This window comes from Amycolatopsis eburnea (genome assembly GCF_003937945.1).
In the GTDB taxonomy this organism is placed as follows: Bacteria; Actinomycetota; Actinomycetes; order Mycobacteriales; family Pseudonocardiaceae; genus Amycolatopsis; species Amycolatopsis eburnea.
Map to the genome: position 1 here is coordinate 833898 of NZ_RSEC01000060.1, position 19845 is coordinate 853742.

17 protein-coding genes are annotated in these 19845 nt (G+C 71.3%); 5 read left to right on the forward strand and 12 right to left on the reverse strand.

Annotation, left to right across the window (positions count from 1 at the left end):
• Window positions 1–190: 190 nt before the first annotated feature.
• The 9 genes from EIY87_RS39135 to EIY87_RS39175 form a co-directional block, all read right to left on the reverse strand.
• Window positions 191–1237 carry a carboxymuconolactone decarboxylase family protein gene (locus EIY87_RS39135; protein WP_191984423.1) on the reverse strand — a complete coding sequence of 349 codons (1047 nt, stop codon included), beginning with the start codon at window positions 1235–1237 and terminating at the stop codon, window positions 191–193.
• 187 nt (window positions 1238–1424) lie between these two features.
• Window positions 1425–3077 carry a GMC family oxidoreductase N-terminal domain-containing protein gene (locus tag EIY87_RS39140; protein WP_125314949.1) on the reverse strand — a complete coding sequence of 551 codons (1653 nt, stop codon included), beginning with the start codon at window positions 3075–3077 and terminating at the stop codon, window positions 1425–1427.
• Window positions 3074–3643 (reverse strand): DUF5987 family protein, encoded by a 570-nt coding sequence (locus EIY87_RS39145; protein ID WP_125314950.1) that lies wholly within the window; start codon window positions 3641–3643, stop codon window positions 3074–3076. Before EIY87_RS39145 ends, EIY87_RS39140 begins: the two co-directional genes overlap by 4 nt.
• Before the next feature lie 35 nt (window positions 3644–3678).
• Window positions 3679–5055, reverse strand: a complete 1377-nt coding sequence (locus tag EIY87_RS39150) for a cytochrome P450 (protein WP_125314951.1) — start codon at window positions 5053–5055, stop codon at window positions 3679–3681.
• Complete coding sequence (locus EIY87_RS39155) at window positions 5052–6056, reverse strand: enediyne biosynthesis protein (RefSeq protein WP_125314952.1); 1005 nt, start codon at window positions 6054–6056, stop codon at window positions 5052–5054. The genes EIY87_RS39150 and EIY87_RS39155 overlap by 4 nt, the downstream gene beginning before the upstream one ends.
• Before the next feature lie 5 nt (window positions 6057–6061).
• Window positions 6062–8035 (reverse strand): FG-GAP repeat domain-containing protein, encoded by a 1974-nt coding sequence (locus EIY87_RS39160; RefSeq protein WP_125314953.1) that lies wholly within the window; start codon window positions 8033–8035, stop codon window positions 6062–6064.
• Complete coding sequence (locus EIY87_RS39165) at window positions 8032–9015, reverse strand: DUF1702 family protein (protein WP_125314954.1); 984 nt, start codon at window positions 9013–9015, stop codon at window positions 8032–8034. Before EIY87_RS39165 ends, EIY87_RS39160 begins: the two co-directional genes overlap by 4 nt.
• A gap of 132 nt (window positions 9016–9147) precedes the next feature.
• On the reverse strand, window positions 9148–10143 hold the full coding sequence (locus EIY87_RS39170) for a DUF1702 family protein (RefSeq protein WP_125314955.1): 996 nt from the start codon (window positions 10141–10143) through the stop codon (window positions 9148–9150).
• 31 nt (window positions 10144–10174) lie between these two features.
• Complete coding sequence (locus tag EIY87_RS39175; RefSeq protein ID WP_191984424.1) at window positions 10175–11080, reverse strand: helix-turn-helix domain-containing protein; 906 nt, start codon at window positions 11078–11080, stop codon at window positions 10175–10177.
• 498 nt (window positions 11081–11578) lie between these two features.
• On the opposite strand from EIY87_RS39175, the gene EIY87_RS39180 reads away from it, so the two are divergent.
• Together EIY87_RS39180 and EIY87_RS39185 are read left to right on the forward strand one after the other, a co-directional pair.
• Window positions 11579–12385, forward strand: coding sequence for an AfsR/SARP family transcriptional regulator (locus tag EIY87_RS39180; protein ID WP_125314956.1), 807 nt, complete (start codon window positions 11579–11581; stop codon window positions 12383–12385).
• Between the two features lie 68 nt (window positions 12386–12453).
• Window positions 12454–13152, forward strand: coding sequence for a winged helix-turn-helix transcriptional regulator (locus tag EIY87_RS39185; protein WP_125314957.1), 699 nt, complete (start codon window positions 12454–12456; stop codon window positions 13150–13152).
• Between the two features lie 20 nt (window positions 13153–13172).
• Here the strand turns inward: EIY87_RS39185 and EIY87_RS39190 are convergent, their stop codons facing one another.
• The gene (locus EIY87_RS39190) at window positions 13173–14390 is read right to left on the reverse strand and encodes an RNA polymerase sigma factor (RefSeq protein ID WP_125314958.1); all 1218 of its coding nucleotides are present in this window, start codon (window positions 14388–14390) and stop codon (window positions 13173–13175) included.
• On the reverse strand, window positions 14387–14770 hold the full coding sequence (locus EIY87_RS39195) for a YciI family protein (protein ID WP_125314959.1): 384 nt from the start codon (window positions 14768–14770) through the stop codon (window positions 14387–14389). Before EIY87_RS39195 ends, EIY87_RS39190 begins: the two co-directional genes overlap by 4 nt.
• 127 nt (window positions 14771–14897) lie before the next feature.
• Here EIY87_RS39195 and EIY87_RS39200 point away from each other — a divergent pair, with 127 nt between their 5' ends.
• Window positions 14898–15563: a maleylpyruvate isomerase family mycothiol-dependent enzyme gene (locus tag EIY87_RS39200; RefSeq protein WP_125314960.1), complete on the forward strand. Its 666-nt coding sequence runs from the start codon at window positions 14898–14900 to the stop codon at window positions 15561–15563.
• 294 nt (window positions 15564–15857) lie between these two features.
• On the opposite strand, the gene EIY87_RS39205 is transcribed toward EIY87_RS39200, so the two are convergent.
• Window positions 15858–16478 (reverse strand): L-threonylcarbamoyladenylate synthase, encoded by a 621-nt coding sequence (locus EIY87_RS39205; RefSeq protein ID WP_125314961.1) that lies wholly within the window; start codon window positions 16476–16478, stop codon window positions 15858–15860.
• 248 nt (window positions 16479–16726) lie between these two features.
• On the opposite strand from EIY87_RS39205, the gene EIY87_RS39210 reads away from it, so the two are divergent.
• Window positions 16727–17242, forward strand: a complete 516-nt coding sequence (locus tag EIY87_RS39210; RefSeq protein WP_125314962.1) for a DUF899 family protein — start codon at window positions 16727–16729, stop codon at window positions 17240–17242.
• A 179-nt stretch (window positions 17243–17421) separates the two neighbouring features.
• Window positions 17422–19809, forward strand: a complete 2388-nt coding sequence (locus EIY87_RS39215) for a sensor histidine kinase (protein WP_125314963.1) — start codon at window positions 17422–17424, stop codon at window positions 19807–19809.
• Window positions 19810–19845: the final 36 nt, after the last annotated feature.

Consider the following 19845-nt stretch of genomic DNA (forward strand, 5'->3'; position numbering starts at 1 on the left):
GTCCTCTCACCGATGCGACGTCTTCTCGTGGGACAGCGGCCGCCGCGACGGGGCGGGGGTAAGGGCGCCACCGCGCGGCGACCGCCGTCCGGAGCAGATCGGCTGCCGCGCGGGGCGGGCGAAGCGGTCCCGGGGAAACGTTGGTGTCCCGGTGCTGCGCGCCCCGGCGGGCGATCTGACCTCCCGATCATCACCCGCGCCGACCTGCAGGGTCTTCTCTTGGCGGGCGGACCGGCAGCCGCTCACCGGCCGCCACGGCCGCCGTGAAAGCGGCCCACGACACCAGCTCCACCAGGCCCCGATCGGTCGCGTCCACGGCGGCGACGTCGTCGGCCCCGACCTGGTACGCGGCCTTGGCGGTGAGCAGCGCCAACCGGCCCGCGGCACGTTCCCCGGCCGGCAGCTCGGCGAGCAGCGGCTCGACCCACGCGCGGCTCAGCCCGGGCGGTTTCCCGTCCCACGCCTTGACTTCCCGGCGGACGAGGTCCCGCACGCGAGAAGGCACCGACCGTTCCCCGGCGGCCTCGATGGCCGCCGCGGCGCGCGCGAAGGCGTCGGAGAGGGTGTCCCCCGGCCCGTCCCCGGCCGCGGCGGGCAGCAGTTCCAGCGCCCACCCGGCCGGCGGCGGGTCCCCGGGCTTGAGCAGGAACCCCAGCACGGCCTTGGCTTTCGCCCGCGCCTGCGGCGGCACGTTCTCCGCCAGCGGCGAAGGCCCGAGGAACACGCTCACGACCCGGTTGAGGTAGTGGAACGCGACGGCGACCCCGGCGAACTCGGCGGCGGTGCCGGCCGGGATGTCCGCGGGCAGCCCGCCCTCGCCCCGCGCCCAGGCCGCCAGCGCCCGCGTGTCGCGATCGGGAATGCCCCCGACGTCCCCGGCCTCGATGGCCGCGGCGGCGGCCGGGTCGCCCAGCGACCCCAGCGCCATCCCGTGCACCTCGACGCAGTAGGGGCACTCGTTGGCCGCGGACACGGCCGCCGCGACGACCTCCTTGTCCGCCCGGCTCGCGGACCCGGCGGCCACCAGCGACTCCCGCAGCACCAGCCACGCCGCGGCGAGCGCCTCGGGCGACGCCGAGTGCAGCGCCATCGGCGGCGCGAGCATCCCGAAGTCCCGCTCGACCTGCCGGTAGACGTCCTTCACGAGCCCCCGCGCCCGCCGCGGGCGCACAACCTCGACGTACTTCACGTCCCGCAGCGTCCGCCGCAACGCGATCCTGACCAGCCCCGGAGCCATGGCCCCTCCTCCTTTTTCGACGTCCGGCCAAGCGCCCCAATGTGGCGTTCGGTGCGTCAGACGCACCCAATGTGGCGTTCGGTGCGTTGGACGCAACCAACGCCACATTGGGGCGCATTCCGGCCAGTGCCCCAAACAACCGAACTCGCGCACCCGGACGAGTGCGCGAGTTCGTGGGTGGCGTGCCTCAGTTCCCGGCGACCAGGTCCAGTTTGGACACTGCCCGCCGTCCGGTGATCGAGCCGTCCGGGGCCGGGGCCCCGTACTTGACGTCGACGCCGCGCGACTGCAGCTCGCGGACGATGCCCGGGATGGACCGCTCGGCCAGCGCCGCGATGGTCATCGCCGGGTTGACCGTCAGCGCTCCCGGCACCGACGCGCTGTCGGTGACGAAGATGCCCGGGTGGTTGCGCAGCTCGTGGTTCGGGTGCAGCGCGGACGTCGCCGGGTCGTCGCCGATGCGGCAGGACGCCAGCGGGTGCACCGTGTACGCGCCGACGACGTCGTTGGTCCACGGCGAGACCTTCGCCAGGCCGTCCTTCTCGATGATCGCCTTGCAGTCGGCGTCGGCGAGCGCCCAGCCCCGGCGGGTGTTCTCCGTCGGGTCGTAGCGCAGCGGGCCGCGGCCGAGCATCTGCTGCGAAATCCGGTAGGCGTTGCCGGTCGGCGGCGGCGTGCCGAAGACGCCTTCGTTGTCGTCCTCGGTCATCAGGAAGATCGTGAGCCAGTTGGCCCACTGCTTGAGGATCTCCTTCTTCTCCGCCCCGTACCAGCGCGGCTCCTCCCCGCCCGGCACCTGCGCCAGGATGGTGCCCAGGCCCGGCGGGAAGTAGAGCTGCTCCAGCGAGTACCGCTCGTACTCCGGCAGCGACCCGTCGAGCTTGTCCCAGTTCGCGACGGTCGGGCCCTTGCCGATGTGGTTGGCCGAGTAGACCGGACCGTCCTCACGGGACAGTCCCAGCACCTCGCGGACGCGGTCCTCGTCGATGATCGCGGTGTTGAGCCGCTCGCCGTTGCCGGAGAAGTACCGCCCGACGCCGTGCGGCATCTCGCCCAGCGCCGCCTCCGAGCGCTGCAGGATCACCGGGGTCGCGCCGGCGCCCGCGGCGATGATGACGACCTTCGCCTCGATCACGCCGGTGCCGGTGTGCACCCGGTAGTCCTCTTCGTCCACGATGTCGAAGTGGACGCGGTAGCTGCCGTCCTCGGTGCGCTCCAGCCGCTGGACCTCGTGCAGCGGCCGGATTTCCGCGCCGTGCGAAAGAGCCGCCGGCAGGTAGTTGGTCAGCATCGACCGCTTGGCGTCGAACTTGCAGCCCGCCATCATGAAGTTGCAGTTGACGCAGGTGTCGTTGTCCACCGCGACCGGCGCCGGGTTCGCCGTGCGCCCCGAGTGGTTGCAGGCCGCGGCCCACAGCCCACCGGCGTAGGAGACGTCGCTCCAGTCCTGTTTGGACACCGGGATCGACTCGTCGACGCGGTCGTACCACGGCTCCAGCGTGTCGCGGGAGATCACCGACGGCCACATCCGGCGCCCGATGCTGCCGTGGCGCTCGAATACGAACCGCGGCGCGCGCGGCATCGCCGCGAAGTACACCACGCTGCCACCGCCCACGCAGTTGCCGCCCAGCACGCTCATCCCGTCGCCGACGACGAAGTCGAACGCGCGGGTGTAGGACGAGCCGAGCAGGTAGTCGTGCTCGAAGTCGGCCGCGGCCAGCCACGGCCCGCGCTCCAGCACCGTCACCTTCGCCCCGCCGGCGGCGAGGTGGTAGGCCGGGATGGACCCGCCGAAACCGCTGCCGACGATGACGACGTCGGTCTTGTCGATGGCAGTCATGCGGGGCTCCCGGAAGGCGTCGTGTCGGGGTGGAGCTCGGCCAGCTTGCGGCCGTAGCCGTACTTCGGGAACCGCCAGAACCCGTCGGCGTCCGGCGCCTGGTAGCCCAGTGCCAGCAGACCGGGGTGCCCCTCGCGGATGGCTTCGGCGGTGTGCTTGTGCGCGGCGCTGTCGAAGGCCATGTTGCAGAACAGCGCGAGGCTGACCCAGCCGTCCTTCTCCGGGTGCCCCGGCGTGGTCAGCCGGTGCACCAGCTCGCGGCGGTGCTCGTACGGCAGCGCGACGAACGGCGGGACGTCGTGGTCGAGCTCCAGCTCCACCTCGCCCGCGTAGGCCTTCGCGTGGTCGTTGAGCGACTGCGCGAGGTAGGGCAGGCCGGCCGTGACGCCGGTCGCGTCGAAGTTCAGCAGCTCGAGCGCGCCCGCGGCGACCGAGCCGGGACCGGGCGCGGCCCCGGCGACCGCCCGGTCGCCGTCGAACCGCTTCTCCCCGGGCACGATCGTGTCCGCGTACGCCTCGAGGGTCATGTTCATGACGCGTTCTTCTTCGGTGGCCTCGGGTTGCACCGGCCTACCTCCTCATCGAATGTCCACAGTAGACGTCAGGCTGCTTCGGACCGCCGCGCCCGCTCCCGGCGGTGCACGGTCATCGGCAGCCCGCCGCGCACCCGCAGCGAGAGCATCGCCTCGGGCTCGACGACCTTGTCCGGCACCTTGCGCAGCTCGAGGTCGCGCGCGGCCATGGCGAGCACGAACACCGCCTCCATCACCCCGAGGCTGTTGCCGATGCAGAACCTCGGGCCGGCCCCGAAGGGCAGGTAGGCGTACCGCGGCGGCCGCTCCGCGGCGGTGAACCGGCCCGGGTCGAAGCGCTCGGGGTCGGTCCAGAACCCCGGGTGCCGGTGCAGCGTGTAGGGCACCACGACGACGTCGGACCCGGCGGGCACGTGGTACCCGCCGATCTCGTCGTCGGCCTGGGCGATCCGCGGCAGCAGCCACACCGGCGGGTAGAGCCGCATGACCTCTTCGACCACCGCGACGGTGAACGTCAGCCGCCGCAGGTCCTCGTACTCGGGCAGCCGGTCGCCGAGCACCTCGACGGCCTCGGCGTGCAGCCGCTCGCCGACTTCCGGGTGCTCGTCGATCAGGTGGAACGCCCAGCCCAGCGTGCTCGCCGTGGTTTCGTGCCCGGCCAGCAGCAGGGTGATCAGCTCGTCGCGCATGCGCTCGCGCGAAGCGCCGTCTTCCGAGCCCGACGCGATGAGCCGGGACAGCACGTCCTCGCCGTTCTCGACCGGGTTCGCCAGGCGCTGGTCGACCAGCTCGTCGGCGATCCGGCGCAGGTCCTCGCGCGCGGTCCGGAAGTGCAGCTGCTTCTTGAGCGGCACCCACTGCGGGACCATGCTCAGCGTGACCGCCTCGAACATGGCCTGGTCCTGCACCGCCTCGAACGAGTGGCCGAGGGTTTCGTACCCGCCCAGTTCGGCGTCGAGCAGCGTCTTGCCGAGCACGCCGAGGGTCAGCCCGGTCATCTCGTGCAGGACCTCGACCGGCCCGTCGTGCGCGGCCAGCCGCTGGATCAGCCCGTCCACTTCGGCCGCCACGATGCCGGCCTGGCGCGAGATCCGCTTGGGCTGGAACACCGGCTGGATGGTCCGGCGCTGCTTCTTCCACGTGTCGCCGTCGCTGGTGAGCAGGCCGTCGCCGAGGGCCCGGCGGGCCTCCTGCAGGCCGATGCCCTTGTGGTAGTTCGCCGCGTTGTCCGCGAGCACGTGCTTGGCCAGGTCCGGGTGGTTCACCAGGTACATCGCCTTGGGTCCGATGGCGATGCGGACGACGTCGCCGTAGGCCTCGGCGTTGTCGCCCATGAGCGCGAGCCGGTCGGTGAAGAGCTGCTTCAGCAACCGGATCGTCGCCCGGCGCGGCGGCCCGGGCGGCGCGGTGCGCGCCGCCCGGGTGTCGTCCGTGGGACCCGTCATGCCGCGACGGCTCCCGGCTTCTCGTCGTCCGCCGGCGGGGCCGCGGCGAGCTCGAGCTTCGCCTTCTGCGCGGCCTGGTCGGCTTCGAACTTGATGCGCGCCTTGTTCGAGAAGTGCAGGCCCCACAGGAACATCCCGCGGATCAGGCAGACGGTCGCGGTGGCCAGGAACAGCCCGTAGGCCACGTGCACGGCGGTGAAGAAGCCGTACGCCAGCGCCACGCCGGAACCGAAGGCGAACTGCGAGACCGGCTTCGACGGCGACGTGCCCGGGTCGGTCACCATGTAGTTGGTGTAGAGCACGAACGCGACGCCGGTGCCCATCGCCAGCGCCCCGGGGATCGACGTGCCGAAGATCCAGCCGCGGACGAAGGCCTGGACCACGAAGAAGCTCAGCCAGCCCAGGATCAGCCACATCCGGTTGGTCAGCAGCGCGTTGAGCACCGTGCCCGACACCAGGATGATGCCGACGATCAGCCAGCCGCCCCAGGTGGGGATCTGCTCGGTGAAGTGGTACGGCGGGGCGATGCTGGCCCACGGGAACACCAGCAGGATGATCGTGATGCCGAAGTTCGACGGGTTCATGTAGTGCCGCATCCGGCCGTACACCGGGGCCTGCAGCACCCACTTCGCGCCGACGGCGACGACGACGCCGAACATCATCACGAGGATCCGGTCGTTGACGTAGGTCAGCATGTTCAGCGCGAGCCCGGTGATGTGCGCCGGCAGCAGGAACTCCACGAGCCCCTTGAAGCCGTTGCCCTTGAACCGGACCGCGCGATCGGTCACGCGGGCGTTGATGATCTCGAGCAGGATCTCCGTGGTGTACGCGGTCGCCAGCGCGACGAACGGGTACAGGTACGGCTGCTCGAAGCCGAGGAACGTGTAGCCGACGATGTTGAAGATCGTGATCGAGATCGCGAAGCGCCGCAGCGCGGTGATGACCTTGTTGGTCCGCTTCGGTGGCGCGCTGTCCACTTTGGTCAGAGTCGGGGTGGCCATGCCGGTCACTTCGCTTCCTTCGCCTGGGTACCGAGCTGGTAGGAGTACTGGCCGGGTGCCAGCTTCAGGTCCTGCGTCCGCAGCTGCCCGGTCCGGTCGCGCCACTGGAGGTGGACGTTCAGCGGGCCGGAGACCTTCGGCCCGAGACCGATCTGGACGTCGAAGCTGCGCCGGCCGGCCTCACCACTGCTGCCGTCGACCCGGCCGAGGTACTTCCGGCCGTCCGGACCCGTCACGGTGACCTCGGCGCCGATCGCGGGCGGGCCGGCCGCGGGCAGCGGGCCGGGCGCCACCGGGGCGTCGGTGAACAGCTTCAGCTGCAGGAACTTGCCGGGGTTCGGGCTGTCGTTGTGGTAGAAGATCGGCTGCTCCCACTGCCGCGCCACGGCGAACTCGGGCAGGCCGTCCCCGTCGGTGTCGCCGACGGCGATGCCGCGGGTCGGGACCGGCACGGCCAGGCCCAGCTTCGGCGCGAGGTCGACGTACCGGCCGTCCGGGCTCTTCACGAAGAAGTGCAGGGTCTGGTCCCCACCGATGTCGTCACCGGCGCGGGCGTTCGGCCACCAGAACGGGTTGGACAGCAGGCCGTCGTGCGCGGTGGCGATCTCCTGCAGGTTCGGCCAGCGGTTGACCTGGCCCTTGACGAACCCGGTCGCCTGGGCGATCTGGTTCTCCCCGCTGTTGTTGAAGTCCTGGATCTTGACGTCCCAGCCCCAGCCGGACCACGCCGTGCCCTTCTCGGCGCTGTCGTCGTGGAAGGGGGCGACCCCGTCCTTGAACTGCCGGGTCAGGTCCGCGTTGTCCTTGGCCCGGTTCATGAACTGGAAGTTCGACTCCTCGATGCCCCACGACGTCGTGATGTTGCTGACGAACAGGTCGTAGAGGCCGTCGTGGTTCAGGTCGCCGAAGTCGACGCCCATCCCCTTGAAGGAGTCGTGGCCCAGCACCTTCGACTTCGGGTCGTCGATCCCGCGGACGCCGGTGACCTCGCCGAACTCGATGTGGCCCGGCGTGGACTTGTTGTACAGGAAGTGGTCGTGCCCGAAGTCGTTGGCGATGTAGAGCTCGGGCAGGCTGTCGCCGTCGACGTCGGTGGCGCTGGAGGCCAGCGTCCAGCCGAGCCGCGCGGTTTCCGGGATGCCCTGGGACGCGTCGACGAACTTCGCGCTCGGGTTCGCCCCGGCCGTGGCGCCGGTCCAGCGGTAGACGTACTTGGCGCCGGAGTTCTCCGCGTGCGACATCGACTGGTTCAGCGTGATGCCGCCGTCGGCGTTCGGGTCCAGGACCCGGCTGTCCGGGAAGTAGTTCCCGACGAAGATGTCGACGTGGCCGTCGCCGTCGAAGTCGCCGATGGTGACGGAGTCGGTGTTCCACAGTGGACCGTTGTACTTGCCGTCGGCGCCGCGGTGGCTGCCCGGCACCAGCTCGGTCGGCTGGAACGCGGAGGCGTCGAACTTGGTGGCGTCGGCCTTCTGCAGGAACAGGACCGGCGTGCGGCCCCAGTAGTAGGCCAGGATGTCGGTGCGGCCGTCTTCGTTGTAGTCACCGGGGACGCAGCCCATCGGCGCCATGTAGTCCCACGTCGGCAGCGCCGGGGCGGGGTCGAGCGCGAAGGGCGCGTACCGCGGGCCGGAGTCCGGCGCCGGCGTGATGACGACCTGGTCGCTGCGCGGGTCGACCAGGCAGAGGTCGTTGGGCTTGCCGCTGCCGCTGATGTCGTTGATCGCGATCGCGGCGCCGACCGAGGAGATCCACGCGGCGATGTGCTCGTACTCCTTGTTCACCGTCCGGATCGACTGCGACTTCGTGGCCGCGGGCAGCGCGATCGTCATCGGGGTGAAGCGGAACTGCTCCGCCAGCTTGTCCTGCTCGGCGGCGGAGACGCTGGGCAGCCGTGCGACCAGGAACAGGCCGAGGACCAGCACCAGCGCCACGATGCCCGCCAGCTGCTTGCGCAGCCAGCCGAAGGTCGCGGTCATTTGTTCTTCCCTCCGTGGGTCAGCACTTCTTCGGCGATCCGCTGCCGCCAGGTTTCGAACGCCGGGACGTCGGCACCGTCGACGACCACGGCCGGCCGGACCTCTTGGGTGATGGCGGCGGCGCGTTCGGCGGACAGCCCGCAGATGGCCTGGGCCGCCATTTCGGTCTCCGGGATCATCAGGCCCGAGCGCACCCGGCACTCGGCGGCGAAGGCGCTCCCCTGTGCCAGCTGCCCGTGGTGGATCCCGGCGCGGTCGACGAGCTCCCCCAGCTCGTCGGCGGTGACGCCGCACGCGTAGGTCGAGGCCAACCCGACCCCGGCGTACAGGTCGCCGTGGCGCGACTCGGGGAACTCCTCGATGGTCTTGGTCACCAGCTCGACGTCGGTGCCGCAGATGAACCACAGCGCCCGGCCGATGCCCTGGTCGATGGCGCGCAGCGCGTAACCGTCGTACCGCTTGTCCGGCCAGGAGAAGCCGGGCTCCTGGTACTGCTGCCGGATGTACTTGTCGGTCTTGAAGTACGCCTGGTGGAAGCCGTAGCCGTCGAGCACGAGCCAGCGCAGCAGCGGGTCGAACGCGGACGCCTTCGGCCACGCGAACCGCGGGAGCCGGCACATGGCCCAGCCGACACCGACGTAGATGATGTAGTCGTGCTTTTCACCGGGCCCGGCGAGGAATTCGGCGATGTTCGTGCTCTTGCCGAACGGGAGCCCGTCGAGGACGCCGTACCCCATTCCGGCGCCTTCGTAGGCGAAGCCGCGGAACTGCGTCGGGATCTGCTCGAGCCATTCCTCGGCCTGCCCGACCGACCGCGCTTCGACCGCGTGCGCGTACCCGAGGAGGAATTTCTCCCCGACCGTCTCGAGTCGTTCCTGAGCGGCTGGGCTCTTCCGGTGGAAGCCCCGCTTTTCCAGCGTGGTCTCCGAGACATCTGGTGTCAGGATGCGGCGTCTGAGCGCGCGCCAACCATTGCCCAACGCACTCTCCCCCTTACGGGTCGAATAGGAAGGTGTCGCTTCTTCGCCTTCTACAGTCACAGATTCGCTGGTCAGCGCTCTACTCCACCCTTGCGTGGGGGAAGCAGGGCTCTTCGCGAATGCGGAATCGCGTCAGCTCGCGCGGCGCCGGGCGGCCACGTCGAATTCGTCGCGGATCCGCTGCCGCCACAGTTCGTAGGCCGGTTCCGGGCCGTCTTCGCCGTCGGCGCGCTCGGTGCGGTCCGCGAGGTTCTGCGCACCCTGCACCGACAGGTCGGTGAGCACGCCGGCCGCGAGGTGGGTGTGGGCCGGGACGTAGCCGGAGTACGTGCGGGCCTTGACCGCGAACACCACGCCGAGCGCGAGCTCGTCGTAGTGCTCGCCGGCCAGCCGCCGCAGCTTGCCGAGGCCGGGCTGGTCGCTGCCGCCGGCGAACGTCGCGGCGAGCCCGACCCCGCTCCAGAGGTCCGCCCGGCGCCGCTCGGCGAACCGGCCGACGGCGGCGGCCGCGGCTTCGGGGTTGCCGCCGTTGATGAACCACAGCGCCCGGCCGACGCCCTGGTCGAAGGCGCGCGCGAAGTACTCCGGGCGGCCCGCCCACGGGTAGGGCTGCGGCTCGGCCTGCTCGCCGACCCACTTCTCGGTGTCGAAGTAGGCGCGGTCGAAGCCGAAGCCGTCGACGGCGAGCCAGCTCATCACCGGGTGGTAGGGCACCCCGTTCAGCTCGGGCAGGATGTTCTTCCACAGTGGACGCGGCAGCCGCGCCATGGCGAAGCCGATCCCGATGTAGGTCAGGAAGATGTGCGGGCGGCCCGGTCCTTCGAGCAGCTCGCGCGTGCGGTTCCGGCCGCCGCCGGGCATCGCGTCGAGGATCGTGTAACCCATCGTGGCGCCCTCGTAGGCGAACCCGCGCTGCTCGGGCTCGATCAGCGCCAGGCGGCGCTCGATCTCCCACAGCGAAGCCCCTTCGATGGCCCATTCGAACCCGCACACCACCGCCTGCGGCACCGCCTCCAGCCGGGCCGTCGCGTCGGTGTGGGTGACGGGGAAGCCGCGGTCGGCGAACCCGACCGAAGCGAGGGAAGGCGCGAGCACCTTCTTGCGCAGAACTCCGATGAAGGTGGACATCGTCGTAGCCGTCCTTAAGGTTCGAAGGGGATCAGGCGACGGCGCGCAGGTGCGGCCGCTGGGCGGCGAGCATGCGCTGGGTGAACGGCGACTGCTTCGACGCCAGGGTGATCGCGATCGGCGCGTCGGTCGACGCGGGGGCGCGCAGGCCGACGCGGCCGGTGGACTGGCCGTGCGGGGCCACCTGCACGGGCGAGTAGCCGATCGAGAACCGCGGCCCGGCCGTGCCCGCCTGGTGCTGGGCGACCGCGATGGCCGTCCAGCGCCCGGCCGGGACGCCGTGGATGGTCAGCTCACCGGAGTTCATGTTCGCCATGCCGCCGAAGGCGACCGGGCCGCACTGGGGCACCGGGTCGGCGAACAGCCCGACCAGGGTGTCCGCCGGCGCCGCGCCGCGCGGCATGTCCAGCTGCAGCGACAGCACGCCGGAGCCGGTCTGCAGCGAGGCGCAGCTGCGACCGGCCGCGCGCAGCGTCCGCAGCGGCGGGAGCCGCTGGAACGTCGGCGAGATCGCCACGAGCAGCTCGGCCACCTGCGGCTCGCGGTACTGCGTCGGGGTCATCCCGACCGCCCGCGAGAACCGGCTGGTGAACGTGCCGACGCTGCTGTAGCCGACGCTGCACACGATGTCCGAGACGTTCAGCGACGTCGTCAGCAGCAGCCGCTTGGCCTCGAACAGGCGCACGGCGGTGAGGAACCGGCCGGGGGTCACCCCGGTCGCCTCGGCGAACATCCGGGAGAAGTGGAACCGGCTGACGAACACCTCGGACGCCAGCTCGGCCAGCGTGATCGGCTCGAAGTACCGCTCCTGGATGGACGAGATCGCTTGCAGGACGGCGGGCCGGACCGACTTCTCAACTCGCTCGAGCGCCGGCTCGCGGCGCGGTTCGCCGAACTCGCTGTCGTTCCCGACAGCCGCTATAGAGCGCAACATCATCAGTCCAAACCTCGAATTCCCCTGATGGCAGTTCTCCTGGTTCTCCTGGTGCCAGGGAAGACGCCACTTCTCGCAGATCGATCGACGAGCGATTGAGGAATGCCGATGTCCGTCCAACCCGGACGCGTGACACCCACCCGGGTGCGGGTGTTCCACCCGGGTGTGGCGTGCGCGACACCCGGGTCCGGCGTGCGCAACACCCGCGGTCTTGATCGTCCGCGGTCGGCCGGGAGTCCCGTTTGGTCCGTTCCGGGGACCCCCTCGACAGCCCGCCTCCCAGGTTCGGCCGGATGGCCGAGGGTGCGCGACGCACATCCGGGCCGTGCGAAACGCATGCGGGGACGGGGCGAACGCACAAGGAGTCTGGTGGGCGGTTCACTGGCCGCGGGGGCCCCGCTCTGTCACATTCGGATAGAAGCCCGGAGTTCGGCCGTCCACCGACCCGCGCGGCACGAACTGGGGAGCGCGAGGACGCATTGATGATGCTGGAGGCCTGCCATGTACTCCGAACAGCGGCGAACCGACGAGCCGGACCAGGGTGGTGTCCGCTTCACCGTACTGGGGCCGCTGGAAGTGCTGCGTGGGGGAATCGACTACGCTCCGACGACCCCGAAGGTGCTGGCACTGCTGGCCGTGCTCGTGATGCGACCGGGGAAGATGGTACACATCGACACCCTCATCCGGGAGCTCTGGTCGGACAACCCGCCGCGGACGGTCCGGACCACGCTGCACACCTACGTCTACCACCTCCGCCGCTGCATCGACCAGAACGGGCTCGCGGCCGACGGCGAGAAGATGCTGACGACCAAGCAGTCCGGCTACACCTTCCACATCGACCCGGCGCAGGTCGACACCCACGACTTCACGCGGTTGCAGCAGATCGGGCACGAGCACCAGGACGCCGGCGACCACTCGGCCGCGGCGGACGCCTACCGGGCGGCGCTGGACCTGTGGTCCGGCACCCCGTTCGCGAACGTCCACTGTGGACCGGTGCTGTCCGCGTACCGGACCGAGCTGCTGGAGCAGCGGCGCAGCGTGCTGCACCTGCGGATCGAAGCGGAGATCATCGGCGGGCGGCACCGCGAGCTGATCGGCGAGCTGCGCTCGCTGACCACCGGCAGCCCGCTCGACGAAGCCCTGCACGGGCAGCTGATGCGCGCGCTCGGCCGCAGCGGACGGCGGTCCGACGCGATGACCGTCTACCGCAGACTCCGCTCCCGGCTGGCCGGCGAGCTGGGCGTCGAACCCTGTGACGACCTGCAGACGCTGCACCGGGAGCTGATCTCCGAAGGCGACCACCGCTGATCCGCCCAGACTTCCCCGGCACCCGCCGAACCCGTCGGATCGCCCGAGAAAGAAGTGAGGAACGTTCGATGCCCACTGCACCCACCCGTGCCTACGGCCAGTTCTGCGGCGTCGCCCGCGCGCTCGAGCTCATCGGCGAGCGCTGGTCGCTGCTGATCATCCGCGACCTGGTGCTCGGCGCGAAGCGCTACGACGAGCTGCAGGCCGGCCTGCCGAAGATCCCGCCGTCCATCCTGTCGGCCCGGCTCAACGAGCTGGAGGCGACCGGCGTGATCCGCCGCCGCGTCCGCGCCGAGCTCGACGCGGGCCTGGTCTACGAGCTGACCCAGTACGGCAGCGAGCTCGACCACATCCTGCTCGACCTCGGCCTCTGGGGCGCCCGCTCGCTGCACGCCCCCGGCGCCGACGACGTGTTCACCCTGGACGCCGCGATCCTGTCGCTGTACACGACTTTCCGCGCCGAGTGCGCGGAAGGCGTCCAGATCAACTTCGAGATCCGCTACGACGACCGCATGATCGTGCACGCCCTCGTCGAAGACGGCGCGGTCAAGGTCGGCGAGGGCCGGTTCGCCGGCGCCGACCTGGTCATCAAGGCCGTGCACGGCGCGGCGCTGCTGGACCTGATGAGCGGCCAGCTCACCGCGCCGACGGCGCTGCGCTCGGGCAAGATCGCGATCGAGGGCGAGCTGTCCGACCTGGAGCTGTTCGCCCAGCTGTTCCACGTCCCGGCGGCCCCGGAGCCGGCCACCGGCATCGTGGTCCGCTGACCCGGTGGCTCGGAGTCCGGTCAGGACTCCGAGCCGAGCCGGTCCGCTTTCGCTTGCAGGTAACGGCGTTCCGGGCCGCTCCCGGTCCGGTTCGCTGCCCGCAGGTAGAACTCCCGCGCCTCCGCCGCGCGGCCCGCTTCTTCCAGCAGGTGCGCGCGCACGGCGTCGGCACGGTGCGCCACGTCGAGGCCGTCCAGCAGTGCCAGGCCCGCCGCCGGGCCCGACACCTGCGCGACGGCCACCGCGCGGTTCACCGTCACCACCGGCCCCGGCATCAGCTCTTCCAGCACGCCGTACAGCTCGACGATCTGCGGCCAGTCCGTCGTTTCCGTGCTCGGCGCCTCGTCGTGCAGCGCCGCGATCGCCGCCTGCACCTGGTACGGCCCGACCGGCCCGCGGCCGAGCACGGCGCGGACCAGCCCGGCGCCCTCCGCGATCATCGCCGCGTCCCAGCGCGTGCGGTCCTGCTCCGGCAGCGGGACCAGCTCGCCGTCCGGGCCCGTGCGCGCCGCCCGCCGCGCGTCCGTCAGCAGCATCAGCGCCAGCAGCCCCGCCACTTCGCCTTCGCCCGGGATCAGCGCGCGCACGGCACGCGTCAGCCGGATCGCCTCCGCCGCCAGCTCGACGTCCAGCAGGTGTTCCCCCGACGTCGCGGTGTAGCCCTCGTTGAAGATCAGGTACAGCACCTGGAGCACCACGCGCAGCCGCTCCGGGAAGTCGGCGGCCGACGGCTCGCCGAACGTCGAGCCCGCCGCCGCGATGCTCTCCTTCGCGCGGGTGATGCGGCGCGTCATGGTCGCTTCGGGCACCAGGAACGCGCTGGCGATCTGCGCCGTCGTCAAGCCGCCGACCGCACGCAGCGTCAGCGCCACTTGCGAGGGCGGCGAAACCGCGGGGTGGCAGCACAGGAACAGCAGCGTGAGCGTGTCGTCGGAGTCCGGCGGCCGCTCTTCGCCGGGACCGGCGACGACGGCGGGCGGCTCGCGCACGGCGACCGCCTCTTCCCGGCGCCGCCGGGCGCTTTCGCTGCGCCAGAGGTCGGTGAGCCGCCGGGTCGCGACCGTGATCAGCCAGCCGCGCGGGTTCTCCGGGACCCCGTCGGACGGCCACTGCTCGCTAGCCGCGAGCAGGGCCTCCTGGACGGCGTCCTCGCACGCGTCGAACTGGCCGTACCGGCGGACGAGCGCGCCCAGCACCTGCGGCACGAGCGGCCGCAGGACCTCGGCGACCCCGGTCACGCCATGGGGACTTCGGTTTCGGCGTCGGCGAAGAAGACGACCTCGCGCACCTCGATGCCGAGGCCTTCGATCGCGGCGTCGGGGATCATCGCGGCGAGCTCGACGGCGCGCTCCTTGCTCGCGCACTCCACGAGGTAGTAGCCGGCGAGGAACTCCTTGGACTCCAGGAACGGCCCGTCGGTGACGGCGGGCAGCCCCGAGCGCACCCGCACGACGGAGCTGTCGCCGACCGCGCCGAGCGCCTGGGTGTTGATCATCTCGCCGGATTCCCTGATCGTGCGGATGAAATCCTGGTGCCCGGTCATGATGGTGTCCATCTCGGCCTCGGAGAGGTTCGCCATCACGTCGGGGTTCAGGTACATCGCCAGCAGGTACTTCACGCCCGCTCCCTTCGTCCGTGCGGATGAACATAGCCGAGGCGGACGTCGCAACCGCGGAGTGGAGCCCCCGCGAGCCCGCCTGCCAGCCTGGACCCGGGCAGTCCCGGACCCCAGGAGGGTGGCAGCGATGGCCGACGTGTTCACGGACCTGCAGACCGAGACGGAGGCGCTGGCCGAACTGGCGGAGCGCCACGGGTACGGTCCGGGCCCGAACATCACCGGGCACTTCGCCCGGTTGACGTCGACCGCGCGGCTGGTCCGGCTCAGCGTCGAGAACCCCGGCGCCTTCGGCGTCACCCCGCAGATCTCCTACGACTCGCTGGACGAGGCCATCCTGATCTGGCTGATCGAGCAGCGGAAGGCCAACGCGCTGCTGGCGTCGGCCCCGCCGGAGCCGGAGCTGCCGTGGAGCGACGGCCCGCTGCGCCCGTCGGTCCTCGCCGCGGCCGTGCTGACCGAGGTGTTCGCCGGCGGCCAGGACATCGCCGACCTGTTCGGCGTCCAGCCCCAGCGCGACGACGCGATCGGCCACGTCGCCTACTACGGCGTCCGGACCAGGGACCGCGCCTACCGGCGCCACCAGGAGACGCCACCGGCGAAGCCGTTCCGCTTCGAGCTGGTGGCGCCGTCGGGAACCCGCTGGGACTTCGGCCCGGAGAACGCGACCGACCGCGTCACCGGTCCGGCGGAGGACTTCTGCCTGCTGGTCACCGGCCGCCGGTTCGCCGAGGACCTGGACCTGACGTTCACCGGGCGGCACACCGCCGAATGGCTGGAACTGCTGGAAAGCTGACCGCGCGGGTGCCACCGGCCGGTCCGGCGGTCCGCGATGTCATGAAAGGGTCGTTCACCTCGCCAGACGCCATGAACGACCCTTTCATCTCCTCAGACGATGCTGCTGGCGACTTCGGGGCTCGCACCGACCGGAACGGCCAACACATCCGGGACTCCGGTGTGTTGGCCACTCCGGTCGCCGAACTGGCCGTTCCGGGCGATCCGCCCCCACACCGGCCGCTCAAGCGACGTTGCCGGAACCCTGTCGTCCGGCGACATGAACGACCCTTTCATGGCACCGCCGCGGCTGGCGTTACTCGAACGGGGCAGGATCGCCGGCACCGACGCGCAGGATCTCCGCTTCCCCCGAGGAGAAGTCCACGACGGTCGTCGGCTCCACCCCGCAGTCCCCCGAGTCGAGGACCGCTTCCAGGACGTTGTCGAGCTCTTCCTTGATCTCCCAGCCCTGCGTCATCGGCTCGCCCTCGCCGGGCAGCAGCAGCGTGCTCGACAGCAGCGGTTCGCCGAGCTCGGCGAGCAGCGCCTGGGTGACGCGGTGGTCCGGGATGCGCACGCCGACCGTTTTCTTCTTCTCGTGCATCAGCCGCCGCGGCACCTCCTTGGTGGCGGGCAGGATGAACGTGTAGCTGCCGGGCGTCGCGGCCTTGATCGCGCGGAACACCGAGTTGTCGATGTGGACGAACTGCCCGAGCTGGGCGAAGTCCTGGCAGACCAGCGTGAAGTGGTGCCGGTGGTCCAGCTTGCGGATGCTGCGGATCCGGTCGAGCCCGTCCCGGTTCCCCGGCCGGCACCCGAGCGCGAAGCACGAGTCGGTCGGGTAGGCGATCAGCCCGTCGGCGCGGAGGATCTCCACGACCTGGCCCAGCGACCGCTTCTGCGGGTTCTCCGGGTGCAGGTCGAAATAGCGTGCCATGGCCCGAGCCTAGGGTCGCCCGCCCGGACCGGCACGGCGGGCCTCCTCCGACCGGGCTCATCGGGCTTGCCGCGGCCGGTCCGGCGCCACTCGTCGCGGGCCGGAGTCCGGCGCGCTCCCGCCCCACCCGTCCTCCCCCGACACGCCGGGCGCGTCTCCTAAGGTGCGGTTCCCCGGCCGAACGCTGGGCTCCCGCCGCGGCACCGCCGCACAATCCGCTGTGGGACCACAGGCTGGGAGGACGAGTCATGACGGAGCTGACCGTGCCGGAGCTGGATCGCCCCCGCGTCGTCGCCGGGGCCGGGTACCTGTTCGAGGGTTCGCGGGGCCGCGTCTCGCTCGCCGAGCTGTTCGGCGGTCACCGGCGCCTGGCCGTGCACCACCCGATGGCCGACCACAGCGGACCCGCCGATCTGGTGCCCGCCGCCGACGTCGCGGCCGCGCTGGACGACCCCGGGCTGCGGCTGGTGCTGGTGTCCCGCGCGTCCTACGAGAAGTTCGCGCAGTACCGGCGGCACCTCGGCTGGGACGTCGCCGTGTTCTCGGCCGCGGGCACCCGGTTCACCGACGACTTCCCCGCGACCCGCCACATCCCCGGTGCCGCCGGTGGCGATTCGTGGGACGACGACGAGTCCGGGCTGAGTTTCTTCCGGCTCGACGGGGGTTCGGTGCTGCACACCGGGTCGGTCGCCGTGCCCCGCCTCGACTTCCTCGGCCTGCTCGCGCACGCGTTCGGGTTCCCGCCGGGAGCCGGCGGCCACTGACCCCTGTCAACCCCCTTTTTCCGGTGTCCGAACAGGTCGCCGGGACCGTTCTGCGCGCTTTCACACCGTTTTCGGCGCGCTCCCGTGAGTTAGGATCTACCGCACGCATGCACACCGCGCCCAGGTTCCGGCCTCCCGAGCGGACCGGCCGCCACGCTGACTCCGAGGGGTTCGCAACCATGTCTCCGGTCGCCGCACTCGAGCCCGCCGGGCGCTCAGCGACCGCCGAACCGCGCGGCACCACCGCGGCGGACCGGCGCCCCAGACTGGCCACGTACCTCGCGGCGGCCATCCTCGTCACCGTCGTCGCCGGGTTCGGCGTGATCGGCGTGGTCAGCCTGCTGCCGAACTCGGTCGACGCCTGGGAAGGCGCGTACGCCATCGGCGCCGTCGCCGGGCTGCTGGCGATCCAGCTGCTGTGGTTCAGCCGGCCCGCCGCGCGGCTCGACTCGGTGACCAGCCGGGTCCTGCTCGGCGTCATGGTCGTGCTCGCCTACGCCCCCGTCGCGACCTTCGGGCTCTTCTGGGCGGACATGCCGGACTTCGTCGGCGGCGCGGTGCTGCTCGTGCTGCCCCCGCGGTACGCCTGGCCCTCGGCGGGCGCGGCCTGCCTCAGCATCGCGTTCATCTACTGGTACCACGGCGCCGAGCCGCTGACCGTGGTCTACAACGCGATCGCGGCGGTCTTCTACATCATCCTGTTCTACCTGCTGGCCCGGCTGCCCCGGATGGTCAACGAGCTCCACGAGGCCCGCAGCGAACTGGCCCAGCGCGCGGTCGCCGAACAGCGGCTCGCCTTCGCCCGCGACCTGCACGACCTGCTCGGGCTGAGCCTGTCGGCGATCGCGCTCAAGGGCGAGCTCGTGCACCGGCTGATGAGCAAGTCGGCGGAGCGGGCCAAGGCGGAGCTCGCCGAGATCACCGCGACCGCGCAGCGCACCCTGTCCGACGTCCGCGCGGTCTCGCACGGCTACCGCGAGCTGTCGCTGGAGAAGGAGTCCCGGACGGCCGAGTCGCTGCTGTCGGCGTCGGACATCGCCGTGCAGATCCACCTCGACCGGGGCGAGCTGCCGGTCCAGGCCGGGACGCTGCTCGCGCGGGTGCTGCGCGAAGGCGTCACGAACGTCCTGCGCTACAGCGAAGTCGAGCACTGCGAAATCGACATCCGGCACCACGACGGCAAGGTCACCCTCGAGATCGTCAACGACGGCGTGACGAGGGACGATCCCGTGCTCGCCCCGGACAGCAAGCTCTCGGCCCTGCCCGACGAGGTCGCCGCGCTCGGCGGCACGGCGACCGTGAAGGCCGACGCCGACGGGCGCTTCCGGCTCCGCGTCGAACTCCCGATACCCGACCGGACGGCGAGCACCGCCGCGCCCGAGACCGAGCGGCAGTCGGTGAGCCTGTCGAAGCGGGTGCGCTGGCTGCTGCCGACGGCCATGGCCATGATGGGCTGCGGCGCGACCGTGCACGCGCTCCAGCTGACCACCGACGCGTGGCAGGTGGCCCTGGTCATCGGCTGCGTCGTGGCGCTGCTGGCGCTGCAGTTCTCGTACTTCAACCGGCCCTCGACCCAGCTGCGGTCGACGCAAAGCTACGGCATGCTGTTCGTCCAGGCCTGCCTGACCTACCTGCCGCTGCTGCCGCTGGGCCCGAACTGGGTCAGCGTGCCCGGGCTGCTGATCGGCAGCTCCCTGCTGGTCCTGCCGCCGGTGGCGGGCTGGGCGTTCTTCGCCGTCAACATCGCGGCCTACGCGGAGATCCAGCGGATTTCGGGCGCGAACATCACGTCGACGGTCTTCTACACCGCGGCCACCGTGCTGACCGGGCTGGCGGTGTTCGGGCTGCTGTGGCTGGTGCGGCTGGTCACCGAGCTCGACAGCACCCGGCGCCGGCTGGCCGAGATGGCGCTGGCCGAGGAACGGCTGCGGTTCGCCCGCGACCTGCACGACCTGCTCGGCATGAGCCTGTCCGCGATCGCGCTGAAGAGCGAGCTGACCGCGCGCGTGCTCCCCCTGGACCGCGACCGCGCCGCCGAAGAGCTGACCGAGGTCCTCGGCCTGACGCGGCAAGCTCTTTCCGACGTCCGGTCGGTCGCCAGCGGCTACCGCGAGCTGTCCCTCGACAGCGAGTCCCGCACCGCGAAGTCGGTACTGGCGGCCGCCGACGTCCGGGTGCGGATGGAGATGCTCGAGGACGACCTGCCGATGCCGGTGCGGACGGTGCTGGCCGTCGTGCTGCGCGAAGGCGTCACGAACGTCCTGCGGCACAGCCGGGTGGAGAGCTGCGAGATCGCCATGCGCCGCACGGGCGAGGGGATCTGCCTCGACATCGTCAACGACGGCGTCGAGCGCAACGGGGACGGGCCCCGCCCGGAGCCCGAGGCGGCCGAAGAACCCGCGGTGCCCGCACCGCGGGTCCCGGGTTCCGTCGTCGCGTCGCGGGAGACCTCGCCGGGCAGCGGGATCGGCAACCTGTCGCACCGGGTCGCCGACCTCGGCGGCGAGCTCACCGCCGGCGTCGAGCCGGACGGCCGCTTCCGGCTGCGCGCGGTCGTACCGGTCTGAACCACGGAAATACTGGTCTGTACCTCTTTGCCCGAA

Coding starts and splice junctions, on each gene's coding strand:
- EIY87_RS39135 (WP_191984423.1), bottom strand. CDS start 1,237: ATGGCTCCGGGGCTGGTCAGGATCGCGTTGCGGCGGACGCTGCGGGAC.
- EIY87_RS39140 (WP_125314949.1), bottom strand. CDS start 3,077: ATGACTGCCATCGACAAGACCGACGTCGTCATCGTCGGCAGCGGTTTC.
- EIY87_RS39150 (WP_125314951.1), bottom strand. CDS start 5,055: ATGACGGGTCCCACGGACGACACCCGGGCGGCGCGCACCGCGCCGCCC.
- EIY87_RS39155 (WP_125314952.1), bottom strand. CDS start 6,056: ATGGCCACCCCGACTCTGACCAAAGTGGACAGCGCGCCACCGAAGCGG.
- EIY87_RS39160 (WP_125314953.1), bottom strand. CDS start 8,035: ATGACCGCGACCTTCGGCTGGCTGCGCAAGCAGCTGGCGGGCATCGTG.
- EIY87_RS39170 (WP_125314955.1), bottom strand. CDS start 10,143: ATGTCCACCTTCATCGGAGTTCTGCGCAAGAAGGTGCTCGCGCCTTCC.
- EIY87_RS39175 (WP_191984424.1), bottom strand. CDS start 11,080: ATGATGTTGCGCTCTATAGCGGCTGTCGGGAACGACAGCGAGTTCGGC.
- EIY87_RS39180 (WP_125314956.1), top strand. CDS start 11,579: ATGTACTCCGAACAGCGGCGAACCGACGAGCCGGACCAGGGTGGTGTC.
- EIY87_RS39185 (WP_125314957.1), top strand. CDS start 12,454: ATGCCCACTGCACCCACCCGTGCCTACGGCCAGTTCTGCGGCGTCGCC.
- EIY87_RS39200 (WP_125314960.1), top strand. CDS start 14,898: ATGGCCGACGTGTTCACGGACCTGCAGACCGAGACGGAGGCGCTGGCC.
- EIY87_RS39205 (WP_125314961.1), bottom strand. CDS start 16,478: ATGGCACGCTATTTCGACCTGCACCCGGAGAACCCGCAGAAGCGGTCG.
- EIY87_RS39210 (WP_125314962.1), top strand. CDS start 16,727: ATGACGGAGCTGACCGTGCCGGAGCTGGATCGCCCCCGCGTCGTCGCC.
- EIY87_RS39215 (WP_125314963.1), top strand. CDS start 17,422: ATGTCTCCGGTCGCCGCACTCGAGCCCGCCGGGCGCTCAGCGACCGCC.